Genomic DNA, 13,383 nt, shown 5'->3' on the forward strand with positions numbered 1-13,383 from the left:
TTATCCTGTTAATCATTGATATAAAAAGAGAATCTTGGGCGTTGTGTAATGGGATGCTCATCAATGATGGTGTCCACATCAAATACTTGTTTTATGCGTTGTTTGGTAAAGACATCGTTTGGTGGCGAGCAAGCTTGCATTTCGCCATTCTGCATAACCAGTACCCGATCAGCATAAGCAGAGGCTAAGGCGAGATCGTGCAATGACACGATGAGCGTGCAAGGCAGTTTTGCTAATAACGCGAGCACATCGAGTTGGTGGCGAATGTCTAGATGATTGGTTGGCTCATCTAGAATCAGTATGTCAGGGCGCTGCGCTAAGGCTCTGGCGATAATTACCCGCTGGCGTTCACCACCAGACAAAGAGTCGAAGGAGCGCTCGGCCAAATGGGCCACATCAAGTAAGGCGAGTGCGTTTTCGACGATTTGAGAATCTTCCTCGGAGCGCCCCCAGACAAGAGACTTTGGTGTCAGTCCGATTTCGACCATTTCAAAAACGCTGAGGCCAAATTCTCCTCCTGTGTCTTGTAAAACGGTGGCGATGCGTTGAGCGCATTGGCGTGGCGATAGCGACCAGATGTCTTTACCATCAAGCAAAACTGTGCCATTGCTGGGTTTATTGGTGCGATAAAGGCAGCGTAATAAACTGGTTTTCCCTGATCCATTTGGGCCAACGATGGCAAGAAATTCACCTGGGTGAACCGTCACAGTGACAGGCTTAAGTAATGCTTTGTCTCGATATGGAGACCAAGCCACGTCGTTCAACTGCATACATGCAGGTCGGCAACTAGAAAAAAACGAGTAGGAAGAATCCTCTTGTTGGGTGTCGCTTGGTAGAGTTGAAGGCGCTTCATTAATCAAGGTAAATCAGGTTCCGTAGAGGTGTTTGTTACATGATAACATCGAATGTCGTAAATACAGTCAATCCTTCTCCCTGCTGATGAAAAATAGCGGAGAGAAGGATATATAGACGAGCAGAGACTATACGGAAGGGTGTTTCACGCAACAAGGTTTGCTGGCTGGTGAATTTTCATCTTCTCATGTGGGAATTAAATAATGTGTGCTTGATTAATGGGAATAAACCAATCCAAGGCTTCGATGTCTTTAATCCAGCGCTGAATATTAGGATAGTCGGATAATTGATAGGCGCCGCCTTCTTCCGCCACATGGGTATAAGGAAACAAACAAATATCCGCCAGTGTGATGGAATCACCGACTAAGTAAGTTTGCGTGGCTAACGTGTCTTCCATTTGTTTTAACGCGGCGCGGCCTTGCTCAATACGATCTGGCAGCATGTGTTTTTTTAGCTCCGTCATGGCGTTGTGAGTCAGCCAGAAACGTGGCGAGGCAATGTTTGGCTCGTGGCTGTATTGCTCCCAAAATAACCATTTATAGACCTTGGCTCTAAGCATGGCATTGTTTGGTAACAAGGCCGATTGGTGTTGTTCTGCAAGATAGAGAAGCACCGCGTTGCTTTCACTCAAGCACTCTCCATCGTCCAACTCCAGCACTGGAATTTTCCCGTTTGGATTCATCGCCAAAAAAGATTCTGTGTGCGTTTCCCCTTTGGTAATGTCATATTGTTTCAGTGTTACTTTCAGGCCTAAGCAGGCGCATAGCAAACGGATTTTATAACCGTTCCCTGAGGGTAAAAAATCGTGCAGAATCATAAGTCTTTCCTTCTTTGTTGATGGTCTGATCATGTGACAAGACTGAAACAGAAAAAAGCCAATTAAATTGAAGGCTGGCATAACGCATTTTGATGAATGATCAAATGAGAGAACGGCATTGGATACGGAACTATTAAAAACCCTAGTGGCGATTGTCGATCACGGTAGTTTTCAGCGTGCCGCTATGCAAACCTTTCGCACGCCATCGGCCATCAGCATGCAGATGAAACGACTGGAAGAACAAGTTGGCACCGAGCTGTTTTGCAAACAAGGTCGAGAGCAAGTGCTCACCGAAGACGGCCAACAGTTGGTTCATTACGCACGGCGAATTTTGCAGCTGCAAGAAAGCGCATTACAATCCATCAAAGGCCCGCAGCAGGGTGTCTTGCTTAATCTTGGTTGTCCGAATGATTATGTGGCGAATTTACTCGTTGTCGTCATGACGGTCATGGAAGCCATGTTGCCGAATATTCGCTTTCGAATTCGCACGGGGACATCGGCTGAACTAAGAGAATGGATGGACAAAGGCGAAGTGGATTTAGCTATAGTCACGCGAACGCCTGATAGCGACGAAGGCTTAACCTTGTTTCAAGACAAAGGCGTCTGGGTGGCGAAAAAAGGCTTTGACTGGACGACTCTGAACCCTTTGTCATTGGCGTTATACGAACCGAGCTGTAAATTCCATTCCAGCGCCGTTGATGGTTTGCAGAAGAAAGGCACGGATTATCAGCTGTATTGCGTCACGGCTAATCTCACCCTGATTGAAAGCCTTTTAATGGCCGAAAAAGCCATCTCCGCCATTGCTAGCATCAGCGTGAATGACGAACTGGAAGTAATCGAAAGCGATCTATTACCAGCATTGCCAGCGGTACAAATAGCCTTCTCACGCTCTGCCTCCGCACCAGATTGGCTAACGGTTGCGTGGATAGAAGAAGTGATTGAGCGGGTGAGAAAATAAATCTAGAGGCTGTTTAAGTCTCTGTCACCGTATAAAACCGCTCCACATTTTTCGTCACTTCACCCCAATGAGACGCTTTCACTCTGGTTTGATGTTTTTCAAATGCGACTTTGTCGGTGAATTCTTCATACACATCAAAGCGTTGAGGGTTGTCTGAATCTTGGGTCACCGTGAAGGCGATGCAACCCGCTTCTTGATGAGTCAGCGCGATGTGGTTTGGTAGTTCTGCCAATACCGCGTCTAGATCTTCTGTTGGTACTTCAATATGGCCGCTTAGGGTGACTTTTGACATGGTCGTTCGTCCTATGTGATATTCGATAATAGCAGAGTCTTAAAACAAGATTGTCATTTTGATGTTTTGGAAGGTGTTAATGTGTAAAATGTTTAATCATTATCGCTATAACTATTCGCGCAACCATCCATGAGAACTTATGACTTCTGACAATTCGCTATTTCCTAAAAATCCATTATTACTCGACAACCAGTTGTGTTTTGCCCTTTACTCGACGTCTCTTGCGATGACGCAGTTTTATAAAGAGCCGCTTTCAGCGATCGGTCTGACCTATCCGCAATATACGGTGATGTTGATTTTGTGGGAGCAAGATGGCGTGAGCTTGAAGCACATCAGCGATGCGCTTGGGCAAAAATCTGGTGCGCTTACGCCCGTAATCAAGCGTATGGAAGCTGATGGATTAGTGCAGCGTTTACGTGGTGTGGACGATGATCGTAGCTTGAGTATTGCCTTGACTGAAAAAGGCAAAAAGCTGCGTGAACAAGGTTTAGAAGTAAACCGCTGTGTTGCTGAAGCCTGCGGAATCGATATGAATGAAGTGGTCGCTTTACGTGAGCAGCTCGTTGCCCTTAGGAAAAAACTTACAAAATAGGGGTTGCGCAATAATAGTTATTGCAATAACATAAATTCATCGGCTCATTTCAGTGAGCCTTTATTTTTAACTTTATAGTTATCGCGATAATGATTAAGTAAGCAATATTCATCAATAGTGTTATTAAGGAGCAATATTATGAAACCTATTTACAGCGCAACAGCAACATCCACTGGTGGCCGTGACGGTCGTTCTGTTTCATCTGATAATAAATTGGATCTTGCCCTAAGCACGCCAAAAGAACTCGGCGGCGCGGGTGGTGAAGGGACTAACCCAGAGCAGCTATTTGCCGCTGGTTACTCTGCTTGCTTTATCGGCGCATTTAAGCTGGTAGCATCCAAACAAAAAGTGAAACTTCCAAATGATGTCAGCATAACGGCGACTATTGGTATCGGTGAAAACACCAAAGGCGAAGGTTTTACTATCTGCGCAGATCTAGAAGTGGATGTACCTGGCGTAGAAAAAGACGTTGTTGAGCAATTGGTTGAAGCCGCTCACAAAGTTTGCCCATATTCCAATGCAACACGCGGCAACATTGATGTGAACTTCACCATCAAATAAACGCTTTCAATTTGAAGCGTTAGTCTGAGAGTCCCTTTTGCATGAATTTGCAGAAGGGATTTTTTGTTGCGTTTTAATCGTGGGCTTAAGCGACTACACTGGTGCTTGGTACGATAAATTTTCTGATTTAAATAGAGGTGAAACAGCATGACACATCGAAAGCTCGAACAGCATGAGATTGAACAAGCACTTAACCAATTAAATACAGAAACGTCAGAAAATTGGGCGATAGAAGACGAAAAGCTCAGTAAAACCTTCAAATTTAAAAGCTTTCAGCATGCTTTTGGTTTTATGACGATGTGCGCTATGTACGCGGAAAAGAAGGATCATCACCCAGAATGGTTCAATGTGTACAATAAAGTCAGCATTCAACTGACGTCCCACGATGTGTCAGGTGTGTCTAATAAAGATTTTGATTTAGCGAAGAAAATGGAAGCCTTTGCATCAAAATGTAACGCATAGTACGAATATCGAGGCCATCTAGTTTGGCTTCCAATATCTTTTATTGAGCGATTAATTGGCCATTATGGCCGCTAATAACTGACTAGAAGTAGGCACCAGTCCGACCTTGATCTCGAAAGGTTTGAACACCTTATTGATAATTTCAGTGGTGTAATTCCCTTTGTCGTTTTCGATTTCGGACAGTGTTTTACGCGATACACCAGTCAGCTTCGTGTACGCATCTTGTCTTAAACCTAGGACACTTACACGTAGCTCCCGCAAGGCCATACCTTGTGTGATTTCATTCATTAATAAGCGTTTAATGATTTGATTGATCGCAATCAACTGTTCTTCATTTGTCATCGGCTCTAGGCTTTTCGACGCACGCTGACGAATTGGATTACTCGTCGTCGAGCTATCTTCTGGCAAAACCTTGGCTGGTTTTTTAGTCACTTCTGCCGGCTTCTTTGCCTTTACCTCCTTTTTGGTTTTCGCCTGCTTTTTAGCTTCTAACTTTTCTTGTTTCTTCTTTTTTAACTCATTCTTCTTCGATTTAGATTTATGTTTCTTCATCGGTTGGGCGCTGTCTAATAGATCTTTCATCTTCATTTTTTTATTTCCGTAGGCTTTCAATAAAGCATAGTTGAATACTATTAATGAAGTGAGGGTACAGAGCTAATATGACAGATAAGTAACAATAACGGCTAAAATAACTTTATTTTGAGGGAGGGCATTTGAATGCCTTGATATAACGTCCTTAATCCTGTTTTAGGACGCTTTACTCGCCTTTTCCTTTCATTGTGACTTCTTTTAAAAGCACTTTGAAAGGAAATATCTCCATGAAACGATTTACGTGTTTTGTTTTATTGGTCATCAGTTGGGCGGCGAATGCTTCTGCGTATTCGGTGGGTTTTGATCAGGTTCAGTTATACACGGACAGCGATAGGCCGTTAAAAGCCAGTGTTTGGTATCCATCCCAGACGACCTTTCCCACTGATAAAATTGCGGAAAACGTAGCGTTTTTTGGAAGCAGTGTGGTACGTGTAGGAATGCCAATGCTGGGGCAATTTCCTCTGGTAGTGATTTCTCACGGTTATCGTGGCAATTGGCGTAATCAGAGTTGGCTCGCGACAAAATTGGCACAAGACGGTTATGTTGTGGCGTCGCTTGATCACCCTGGAACCACGTCGTTTAATCATTCTGCGCAAGCGGCAGCTCAGTGGTGGCGGCGTGCAGGTGACTTATCCCGTTTGTTGGATTGGTTGTTAAACGAGTCTTACCTATTGCCAAATATCGATGCGAACGACGTCACGGCTATTGGGCATTCATTAGGTGGCTGGACGGTGATGTTGCTTGCTGGTGCGCAATTTGATCGTGAGCAGCTAAAACAAGAATGTGCTTTTCAAGATAGTCCTCGAGTGTGCGGCTTGACGCCTGAATTGGGCTTGGATAAACCACAAGTTGGTGAGCCTTCTGGCAGCTTAAAGGATGATCGAATCAAGCGTGTGGTGTCGTTGGATTTAGGTTTGGCGAGAAGCTTGTCACGTCAGAGTTTGCAGGATTTAACCTCTCCGACCTTAATTCTTGCCGCCGATGTCGATATTGGTGATTTACCTCAAGCGGAAGAGTCTGGTTTTCTCGCGCAATATATTCCTCAAAATAACCGTGAATACATAGTCTACCAAGATGCGGCGCACTTTAGCTTTATGCAGCTTTGTAAACCCGGCGCCATTGAGTTGATCGAAGAGGAAAATCCAGGTGATGGCATTGTTTGCAAAGACGGTAACGACAGGTCACGAGATGAACTTCATCAGGCAATGTATCAAGACATCATTCGATTTATCCAGGCTTCTTAACTCTTCATATTAGCGCGCCGAAAGGCGCTCGGCGTTTGTTGCGTCACCCTAGAAAACTCTCGATGGAAGTTAGACTTCGTTTGAAAGCCAGAATCCATATAAATCTGGGTGATGGCCTTGTTGGTTGTGAGCAGCAGTGTTTTGGCTCGTTCAATACGATATTCGTTTACTACTTGTGAAATGTTGCGACCGTAAACTTGGTTGATGGCGGCAGAGATTTGACGGGCTGGAATACAGGCTTTTCTGGCGAGTCTATCGAGCGTGAGGTCTGGATCGAGAAACACTTCCTTGGTGCTAAGCAGCACGTCAATTTTGTGCACTATGTCCTTTACTTCATCGTCGGTTAACGGATGCTGAGGTTTGTCTTTTGATTGTTCTGCAGATGTTGTTTTCTCACTCTGATCGGATGCCTCGCTAACGTGGGGGGCAATGCTAAGGCTCATCATAATGACGCTGATAGCCAAAACAGGCAGTAAGACTGCGTGACCAATAGACAAGATGATCAGTGCATGTTCGCCAGCAAAAAAAGAAAAATCGACCGCCAAAGCACCATCAATCATGGCAGACATTAACAGCATGGCACCTGCGCTACGTTCGGCTTTTAGAGCGCTGTCGATATCGGATAAACGTACTTGTTCAGGAAGGTTTGATGTCTTAAAAGATGATCGAATGAGTGCGATACCGTAACCCACATACAGCAGCGTTAACATTGGGTCCAAGGGTGGCCGCCAGAACGGATAAGTAAAAGACGCCAAGGTGACAAAAATTGGCGGTAAGAAATGCCAGATTTTTAGTTTATAGCGTTGGTGAGCACTCGAAAAACAGTACCAAGCAGTAACAGGAATACAAGACGCTAAGATAGGTTGAATCAAACGAAATAGCGCATAATCAAATGTCCAACGCAGGCCAACGACCGTTATCGTTAGTGCGCATAACGCGATAAAAACAAACGCGGATGGTGTGGTTTCTTCTCGACGAATAAACAATAAAACTGCCAACATGGATAACAACAGGGCAATCACAAAAGGTAAGGGAATAGCGATCATTTTGGCTCCATTTTTTACCGCTCAGATCTGTATTATGTCCTAGATCCTTATCAAGAACGTCCTCAAACCTGATCTAGGACGTAAATCTTTCCTTATCAACGTACTTTTAAACCTTTGATGTTCCTCGGGACGAATAAAAAAAAGGAGAAAAGTATGAACTGGTATTTTGAGGCGTGGCAGCGTTATGCGCAATTTTCTGGGCGGGCATCAGTAGAAGCATTTTGGCTGTTCTTTTTAGTTAACTGTTTTATCTCGTTAATCTTTGTTGTGATGGAAATGGTTTTTCAAGCAACGTGGAAAATAGAGGCGTTTTACAGCTTGTTGGTTTTCTTACCTATGTTGTCTTTGACTGTGCGTAGATTGCATGACACCAACCGTTCGGCTTGGTGGTTGTTAGTACTCTTGATTCCTGCGATAGGCATGTTTGTTTTGCTGGTGTTATTGGCTTTACCGAGTGAGCCAGACAGTGATTTTGGACATTATCCACAAAATAATGCGAGATGATAAACAGGAGCCAAACATGAAAGATGTTAATAACTTACCCCACTTATCCACCACTTTATGCTCAATTTTGTTGCTTTTGTCTGTCTCTGCTTGTAGCCGTGAGGCGAAAAATTCGGATCAGAGTGACTTTGCTTTATCAGATAACATAAAAGCCGTGGTCTACATTGAGTCGCCAAAAGTCGGCACTTTATTGCAGCTGCGAGGTATCGCAGGAAAAGGCGTGTTGATTGCCAAAAAAGACAATCGGCAAGAAGAGCTAGCGGCCTGTGTTTCTTCACCGATTCGGTTCGCAGCAGGAGATTTTGGAGGTGACAGCATTGGTATTGACTCTGTTGAGCCCATTCGGCTGCTTATTTACTCTAATAAAGTCGCAGAAAGGCTAATCGCTGGCGATGAAGTTGTCAGCGAGCATTATGTGATAACCAATCAAAGTGATGACCAACTTGGCGACATCAAAATTGAATCTGGTTTAACACTCAGTTATGGCTTTGTGCTAAACCCCGGTGAATGGTCTTGGTCGTCAGTATTTGGGCTGGATCACCAAGACGTGAATTGTAGTCTTAATAGCAATGCGTTAAATCTCCCAACTTGAGATGTTTTTCATACTGTCTAGAAGTATATTCTTGGCCTGTTCGAAGTTGTCAGGCAGCGCATTATTTTTGTGGGAGACAAGGTAAATGGGATAAGTAAACTCTGCCGCGCCTGTTACCTTGTGCAACAGACCTTGTTCCAAATATCGGTCGACTACTTTGGTGCGGAAATAACCATTTCCACCTTTAGCTAATAAGTATTTTAAAGCCATTGGACCAAGAGAAAATTGCATCGCAGCCTGACGATTAAAAGGCACACATCGATCAAACTGAAGGGTAAACTCTTCCCCCCATTCGATAAACAAATCAGGCATGTTTTGTAAGTTTGAGGCGACGTGGATGAGCTTTTCTTCTGCTATTTGTTCCACAACTAAGCCAGGCAAATAGCGTGGGCTATGAACAATAATGGCGTCGATTTCTTGCCTTTGTAGCGATTGATATAACATGTCCGTTGTCGTGACTTGGCTGTTGATGAGCATGTGAGGCATTTCGTCATTCATTGCCAATAGCCAGTCGATGAGTATTGGATTCCAAAGGCTGATCTCGCCTCCGATTTTCAAGGTTTGTTGAGCCTGATAATCTGATAGGCCGCAAAGTCGCTTGGCCTGCTCCCACGCTTCCACCATATTTTTTGCTGGCTTTACGAAGGCTTCACCACTTTTGGTTAGCTTTGCGCCGGCTCTATTACGCACAAATAAACGACAATTTAACGATGCTTCTAACGCTTGAACCCGAGCGGTCACCGTGGTTTGAGTGACGTATAAGCGTTCTGCTGCACGGGCAAAGGTGCCCGCATGAATGATCTCGAGAAAAGTCTTTGCTTGCTCTATATCCATAAGCTCTATTTTAAATGCAACTATTTTGCACTTAAACCTCATTTAAATTCGTTATACATGAGGCTATTTTAATCATTAAAATGGCGCCGTTACTAGGTAAACACGATCGTTCGCCTTTGCTGTTTGAATTCGCTATTTATTATCATAAGGCGTTATTGCTCACATGTTCCTCTCGTTATGTCGAAATGCAGCTCTATTTATAGGGATTGAAACAAATAGAACCTCACATGTTGAACGTTTTGTATCGGGTATCACGGCATGCTTCGCTTTGATCAGTGTGTTCTATTTTTCGAGTCTATTTTTGTCTCTTCCTGATTCGTTACTGGTGGTTTCATCTATTGGTGCCAGCGCGGTTTTGTTGTTCGCCATTCCCCATGGCGCTTTGTCTCAGCCGTGGCCTTTTGCTGTCGGACATTTAATATCTGCACTGATTGGCATTTTCTTTTATCAGCAGTTTGGGGCGTCTTTCTTAACTGGAGCCGCTGCCGTTGGTGTGTCTATTGTCGTTATGCATTATCTGCGTTGCTTGCATCCACCAGGAGGATCGACGGCATTATTCTGCGTGATTGGTGGCAGCAGCATACATGCAATGGGCTATGAATTTTTACTCTATCCTTTATTGATCAATCTCATCGCGATGTTGGTGCTCGCTGTTATACTCAATAATTGGTTTTCTTGGCGGCGCTACCCTGCTTCTTTAAACAAGTCGTTTCATCAAGACTCCAATGAGCAACACTTGCTTGAAATGGAGGATCTTTATCATGTGCTAGAGCAGGAAGACATTTTTGTCGACGTTAGTGCTGAAGAGCTGATGCACATCTACAACGCTGCAAGAGACCACGCGAAAGAGCGACATAAAAAACGTGTCGCGAAATTGTCGAGATAGGACGCTATGGCTCTTGTTGATTCATCTCGAGATTGATATCTAATGCAAAAGAGCTAGCATGTTTTCGCATATTTTTTTCAATTATCCTTTTTTAAATCTATGGATTTTTGAGATTACCTCGTTACAGCAAACTATATCGATAAGACCTTGATTTTTCTTCCTCGGCACATGCTAGCCAAGTAAGTGCTCTTTGACCGATTGATACATTCTATTTGGGCTGACACACTTCGATATCCCATAGTTTCATTAATTCTGTAATGGAAGCGTCGAGATCCGCGGCATCCATTCCATCTCTAGCTAGAATCGATATGCCCTGCAGGAAACTATTAAAGGCAATTCCCATAGACCTAGCGTTCGCTTTTTTGGCCAACTCTCCCATAGCGATTGCGCGTTCTACGCATCGCACAAAGCCTTGAAGTGTTCGTGAGCGCGAGGCCGTAAGTGGTTCAACAACGTGAGCAAGCTCTGGCGTGGGTGCGCTCATTGTCCCTAAAGACACCATACATCCCTTGGGATGCCCTGATTCACATTGCATTTTTGTCGACCGACGGAGCGCAAGCTCAACAGCGTCTCTGGGAGGAATTTCGTCGTCCCATAGGGAGTCTGTTACGCATGCATAAGTCTCTAAATAACACTGTACAGCTTCATTGAACAATTCCTCTTTAGAGCCGAATGCTGCGTAAAAGCTTGGCGTAGAAATCCCTCCACCAATATTAGCCTTTAGTTGGCTTAGAGAAGTCATTTCATAGCCATGTTCCCAGAAAAGATGCATAGCTTGTACAACTGCTTTCTGGCGATCAAATGTTCTAGGTCTGCCCATTTTTGCCATTTCTTTCTCCATTTCTTTTATGACTTATATACTACTCGATACATAAGTCGTTGACAATATTAAGTGGTTTGTCATACATTTGTACCAATCGATCTAAAAGTCGTCGCGGAGACACATAAGTGCCAACGTGGAACCCACCAAATTTTTAAAGGATATTTTTTGTGAATAATTCTCTCAATAAAGCAAATGCCGAAGATCCGGATCGCTTACCTATGTCGGCACTGCTTGCATTGGCCATGACCGGATTCATTTGTATTGTCACAGAGACATTGCCGGCGGGGTTGTTATCTCAGATCAGTGTAGGTCTGGATATCAGCCAGGCTATAGCAGGTCAAATGGTGACTGCATATGCTTTGGGATCTTTACTTGCGGCCATACCGTTGACGATTGCGACACGTGGCTGGAAGCGGCGTAACGTCCTGCTGCTGACCATCTTCGGTTTCTTCATTTTCAACTCGGTTACCGCTTTATCAAGCAACTATGTTCTAACATTGGTCGCTCGTTTCTTCGCGGGCGTTGCAGCCGGACTTGCTTGGAGTCTATTAGCAGGTTATGCGCGCCGTATGGTTCAGCCCCATCAGCAAGGCCGCGCAATGGCTGTCGCTATGGTCGGTATCCCTCTTGCTTTGTCTTTGGGTGTACCTCTTGGCACATTTATGGGCGCTGCTATCGGTTGGCAAACTGCATTTGGCGTTATGTCAGGTTTGGCACTTATCTTGATCGTCTGGGTGATAGCGAAGGTTCCTGACTATCCTGGGCAGTCCGCTCACGAGCGCTTACCGTTGAGGAAAGTCTTCATGAGTCCCGGAGTTCGACCAGTACTCTGCGTGGTTATGACATGGATGTTAGCTCACAATATTCTCTATACCTATATTGCACCGTTTGTGGAGCAAGCAGGGCTTGGGAAACGAATTGACTTAGTCCTACTTACCTTTGGTCTTGCAGCCCTTGTCGGTATTTGGTTTGCAGGCATGCTGGTGGACCGATATTTGCGCACTACCGTTCTAACAAGTCTTTTAGCATTCGCTTTAATTGCTTTGCTATTTGGATTTGGTGCTCAATCTCCAGAAATTATCTATATCGGTGTCGTAGTGTGGGGTATCACTTTTGGAGGCGCATCTACCTTATTGCAAACCGCATTGGCCGATGCGGCAGGTGATGGTGCTGATGTGGCGCTTTCTATGAATGTTGTTGCATGGAATTCTGCTATTGCTGGCGGAGGAATCGTTGGTGGGATACTGCTTGATTCAGTAGGTGTTAGCTCTTTCCCTTGGTCTGTGTTGGCTTTACTTTCGGTCGGACTTCTCACCGCTTGGTTATATCACTCGCATGCCTTTAAGGCTGGGGCGCGTACCGGTGGAAGATCGGTCGTTGAACATTGATTGAAAGAATCGTTAGTTAAGTTCGGGCTTCAATTTAAGAAAGTTTTACGGAATATTATTATTTCCGCTAGCTCCTTGAAGCGTTCGAAGGTTTGAATTAATTCGTTTTGTAAAACCACACTCCAACTCTGGCGTGTGGTTTTATTTAGCTTCTGCGATAGTTAAAGCACTGCCCCCATAAATTGTTTCAATTCATCTGTCTGCGGGTTGGATAGGATAGTTTTTGGATCGCCTTGTTCCCAGACTTTGCCTTGATGCATGAAGACAACTCGGCTGCCGACGTCGCGGGCGAAGTTCATTTCATGAGTTACTAGAACCAAGGTGATGCCTTCTTTTGCCAGTTGTTCGAGTACTTTTAATACTTCGCCGACCAATTCAGGGTCGAGTGCTGAGGTGATTTCGTCACACAGCAACACCTTAGGCGACATGGCTAAGGCGCGGGCGATAGCAACACGTTGTTGCTGACCGCCAGAAAGTTTTTCTGGGAAGCTGTCGAATTTATCTGCGAGCCCTACCTTTTCCAGCATAGCGCGAGCCGTTGCTTCGGCCTCGGCTTTGCTTTTCTTCAACACAATTGTCGGCGCAAGCATGACGTTTTCGCCCACCGTCATGTGCGGGAATAGGTTGAAGTTTTGGAAGATCATTCCAACGCTAAGCGCAAGACGACGCACCTGAATGTCGTCTGTGGTGACTTCTTTACCGTCAACAGTAATGCCGCCTTCTTGGTATTGTTCTAAGCCATTAATACAGCGTAGAAGAGTACTTTTGCCAGAGCCACTTTTGCCGATGATAGACACCACTTCGCCTGCTTTGATGTCTAGATCAATGCCTTTTAGCACATGATGATCGCCATAGTATTTATGGACTTGATGTAAGTTAACGAGAGACATTGAATTTTTTCTCCAGATGCTTGCTGTACAAAGACAGTGGATAACAGAGCA

Annotated in this window: 17 protein-coding genes; 9 read left to right on the forward strand and 8 right to left on the reverse strand. The window is 44.6% G+C overall.

The genetic code is table 11. The features are described from left to right. Positions 1-8 precede the first annotated feature (8 nt). Together DFP75_RS08765 and DFP75_RS08770 are read right to left on the reverse strand one after the other, a co-directional pair. Positions 9-860 carry an ABC transporter ATP-binding protein gene (locus tag DFP75_RS08765; RefSeq protein WP_110574690.1) on the reverse strand — a complete coding sequence of 284 codons (852 nt, stop codon included), beginning with the start codon at positions 858-860 and terminating at the stop codon, positions 9-11. 188 nt (positions 861-1,048) lie between these two features. Next, positions 1,049-1,669, reverse strand: coding sequence for a glutathione S-transferase family protein (locus DFP75_RS08770; RefSeq protein ID WP_110574693.1), 621 nt, complete (start codon positions 1,667-1,669; stop codon positions 1,049-1,051). Between the two features lie 118 nt (positions 1,670-1,787). Here DFP75_RS08770 and DFP75_RS08775 point away from each other — a divergent pair, with 118 nt between their 5' ends. After that, on the forward strand, positions 1,788-2,627 hold the full coding sequence (locus DFP75_RS08775) for a LysR family transcriptional regulator (protein WP_110574695.1): 840 nt from the start codon (positions 1,788-1,790) through the stop codon (positions 2,625-2,627). A gap of 13 nt (positions 2,628-2,640) precedes the next feature. On the opposite strand, the gene DFP75_RS08780 is transcribed toward DFP75_RS08775, so the two are convergent. Then, a complete protein-coding gene (locus DFP75_RS08780; RefSeq protein ID WP_110574697.1) occupies positions 2,641-2,919 on the reverse strand; it encodes a putative quinol monooxygenase in 279 nt (92 codons plus the stop codon). Between the two features lie 139 nt (positions 2,920-3,058). Between DFP75_RS08780 and DFP75_RS08785 the strand changes: the two genes are divergently transcribed. The 3 genes from DFP75_RS08785 (at position 3,059) to DFP75_RS08795 (ending at position 4,534) form a co-directional block, all read left to right on the forward strand. After that, a complete protein-coding gene (locus DFP75_RS08785; protein WP_110574699.1) occupies positions 3,059-3,511 on the forward strand; it encodes a MarR family winged helix-turn-helix transcriptional regulator in 453 nt (150 codons plus the stop codon). A 138-nt stretch (positions 3,512-3,649) separates the two neighbouring features. Further along, on the forward strand, positions 3,650-4,072 hold the full coding sequence (locus DFP75_RS08790; RefSeq protein WP_110574701.1) for an organic hydroperoxide resistance protein: 423 nt from the start codon (positions 3,650-3,652) through the stop codon (positions 4,070-4,072). 147 nt (positions 4,073-4,219) lie between these two features. After that, complete coding sequence (locus DFP75_RS08795) at positions 4,220-4,534, forward strand: 4a-hydroxytetrahydrobiopterin dehydratase (protein ID WP_110574703.1); 315 nt, start codon at positions 4,220-4,222, stop codon at positions 4,532-4,534. Between the two features lie 51 nt (positions 4,535-4,585). Here DFP75_RS08795 and DFP75_RS18590 read toward each other — a convergent pair whose 3' ends face one another. After that, complete coding sequence (locus DFP75_RS18590) at positions 4,586-5,122, reverse strand: helix-turn-helix transcriptional regulator (RefSeq protein ID WP_110574704.1); 537 nt, start codon at positions 5,120-5,122, stop codon at positions 4,586-4,588. A 230-nt stretch (positions 5,123-5,352) separates the two neighbouring features. Between DFP75_RS18590 and DFP75_RS08805 the strand changes: the two genes are divergently transcribed. Further along, positions 5,353-6,369, forward strand: coding sequence for an alpha/beta hydrolase family protein (locus tag DFP75_RS08805; protein ID WP_110574706.1), 1,017 nt, complete (start codon positions 5,353-5,355; stop codon positions 6,367-6,369). On the opposite strand, the gene DFP75_RS08810 is transcribed toward DFP75_RS08805, so the two are convergent. Further along, on the reverse strand, positions 6,366-7,415 hold the full coding sequence (locus DFP75_RS08810) for a helix-turn-helix domain-containing protein (protein ID WP_110574708.1): 1,050 nt from the start codon (positions 7,413-7,415) through the stop codon (positions 6,366-6,368). The genes DFP75_RS08805 and DFP75_RS08810 overlap by 4 nt on opposite strands. 153 nt (positions 7,416-7,568) lie before the next feature. Between DFP75_RS08810 and DFP75_RS08815 the strand changes: the two genes are divergently transcribed. Both DFP75_RS08815 and DFP75_RS08820 read left to right on the forward strand, forming a co-directional pair. Beyond that, entirely contained in the window at positions 7,569-7,919 is a 351-nt protein-coding gene (locus tag DFP75_RS08815) for a DUF805 domain-containing protein (RefSeq protein WP_110574710.1), read from the forward strand. Positions 7,920-7,935: 16 nt separating this feature from the next. Beyond that, complete coding sequence (locus DFP75_RS08820; protein WP_110574712.1) at positions 7,936-8,511, forward strand: hypothetical protein; 576 nt, start codon at positions 7,936-7,938, stop codon at positions 8,509-8,511. Here DFP75_RS08820 and DFP75_RS08825 read toward each other — a convergent pair. Continuing rightward, complete coding sequence (locus DFP75_RS08825) at positions 8,494-9,345, reverse strand: LysR family transcriptional regulator (protein WP_181417012.1); 852 nt, start codon at positions 9,343-9,345, stop codon at positions 8,494-8,496. The two genes, DFP75_RS08820 and DFP75_RS08825, sit on opposite strands and share 18 nt — an antisense overlap. Before the next feature lie 163 nt (positions 9,346-9,508). Here DFP75_RS08825 and DFP75_RS08830 point away from each other — a divergent pair, with 163 nt between their 5' ends. Next, on the forward strand, positions 9,509-10,231 hold the full coding sequence (locus tag DFP75_RS08830) for an HPP family protein (protein WP_110574716.1): 723 nt from the start codon (positions 9,509-9,511) through the stop codon (positions 10,229-10,231). Between the two features lie 208 nt (positions 10,232-10,439). Here DFP75_RS08830 and DFP75_RS08835 read toward each other — a convergent pair whose 3' ends face one another. Then, entirely contained in the window at positions 10,440-11,060 is a 621-nt protein-coding gene (locus tag DFP75_RS08835; protein ID WP_110574718.1) for a TetR/AcrR family transcriptional regulator, read from the reverse strand. 161 nt (positions 11,061-11,221) lie between these two features. Between DFP75_RS08835 and DFP75_RS08840 the strand changes: the two genes are divergently transcribed. After that, positions 11,222-12,442 (forward strand): MFS transporter, encoded by a 1,221-nt coding sequence (locus DFP75_RS08840; protein ID WP_245927017.1) that lies wholly within the window; start codon positions 11,222-11,224, stop codon positions 12,440-12,442. Between the two features lie 161 nt (positions 12,443-12,603). Here the strand turns inward: DFP75_RS08840 and DFP75_RS08845 are convergent, their stop codons facing one another. After that, on the reverse strand, positions 12,604-13,332 hold the full coding sequence (locus DFP75_RS08845; RefSeq protein WP_110574720.1) for an amino acid ABC transporter ATP-binding protein: 729 nt from the start codon (positions 13,330-13,332) through the stop codon (positions 12,604-12,606). Positions 13,333-13,383 lie beyond the last annotated feature (51 nt).

The organism is Marinomonas alcarazii (assembly GCF_003208215.1).
In the GTDB taxonomy this organism is placed as follows: Bacteria; Pseudomonadota; Gammaproteobacteria; order Pseudomonadales; family Marinomonadaceae; genus Marinomonas; species Marinomonas alcarazii.

Excerpts from the sequence above, each read along its gene's own strand:
- DFP75_RS08785 (WP_110574699.1), top strand. The coding sequence starts at position 3,059 with ATGACTTCTGACAATTCGCTATTTCCTAAAAATCCATTATTACTCGAC.
- DFP75_RS08770 (WP_110574693.1), bottom strand. The coding sequence starts at position 1,669 with ATGATTCTGCACGATTTTTTACCCTCAGGGAACGGTTATAAAATCCGT.
- DFP75_RS08805 (WP_110574706.1), top strand. The coding sequence starts at position 5,353 with ATGAAACGATTTACGTGTTTTGTTTTATTGGTCATCAGTTGGGCGGCG.
- DFP75_RS08825 (WP_181417012.1), bottom strand. The coding sequence starts at position 9,345 with ATGGATATAGAGCAAGCAAAGACTTTTCTCGAGATCATTCATGCGGGC.
- DFP75_RS08835 (WP_110574718.1), bottom strand. The coding sequence starts at position 11,060 with ATGGCAAAAATGGGCAGACCTAGAACATTTGATCGCCAGAAAGCAGTT.
- DFP75_RS08820 (WP_110574712.1), top strand. The coding sequence starts at position 7,936 with ATGAAAGATGTTAATAACTTACCCCACTTATCCACCACTTTATGCTCA.
- DFP75_RS08795 (WP_110574703.1), top strand. The coding sequence starts at position 4,220 with ATGACACATCGAAAGCTCGAACAGCATGAGATTGAACAAGCACTTAAC.
- DFP75_RS08830 (WP_110574716.1), top strand. The coding sequence starts at position 9,509 with ATGTTCCTCTCGTTATGTCGAAATGCAGCTCTATTTATAGGGATTGAA.
- DFP75_RS18590 (WP_110574704.1), bottom strand. The coding sequence starts at position 5,122 with ATGAAGATGAAAGATCTATTAGACAGCGCCCAACCGATGAAGAAACAT.
- DFP75_RS08845 (WP_110574720.1), bottom strand. The coding sequence starts at position 13,332 with ATGTCTCTCGTTAACTTACATCAAGTCCATAAATACTATGGCGATCAT.
- DFP75_RS08790 (WP_110574701.1), top strand. The coding sequence starts at position 3,650 with ATGAAACCTATTTACAGCGCAACAGCAACATCCACTGGTGGCCGTGAC.
- DFP75_RS08810 (WP_110574708.1), bottom strand. The coding sequence starts at position 7,415 with ATGATCGCTATTCCCTTACCTTTTGTGATTGCCCTGTTGTTATCCATG.
- DFP75_RS08780 (WP_110574697.1), bottom strand. The coding sequence starts at position 2,919 with ATGTCAAAAGTCACCCTAAGCGGCCATATTGAAGTACCAACAGAAGAT.
- DFP75_RS08815 (WP_110574710.1), top strand. The coding sequence starts at position 7,569 with ATGAACTGGTATTTTGAGGCGTGGCAGCGTTATGCGCAATTTTCTGGG.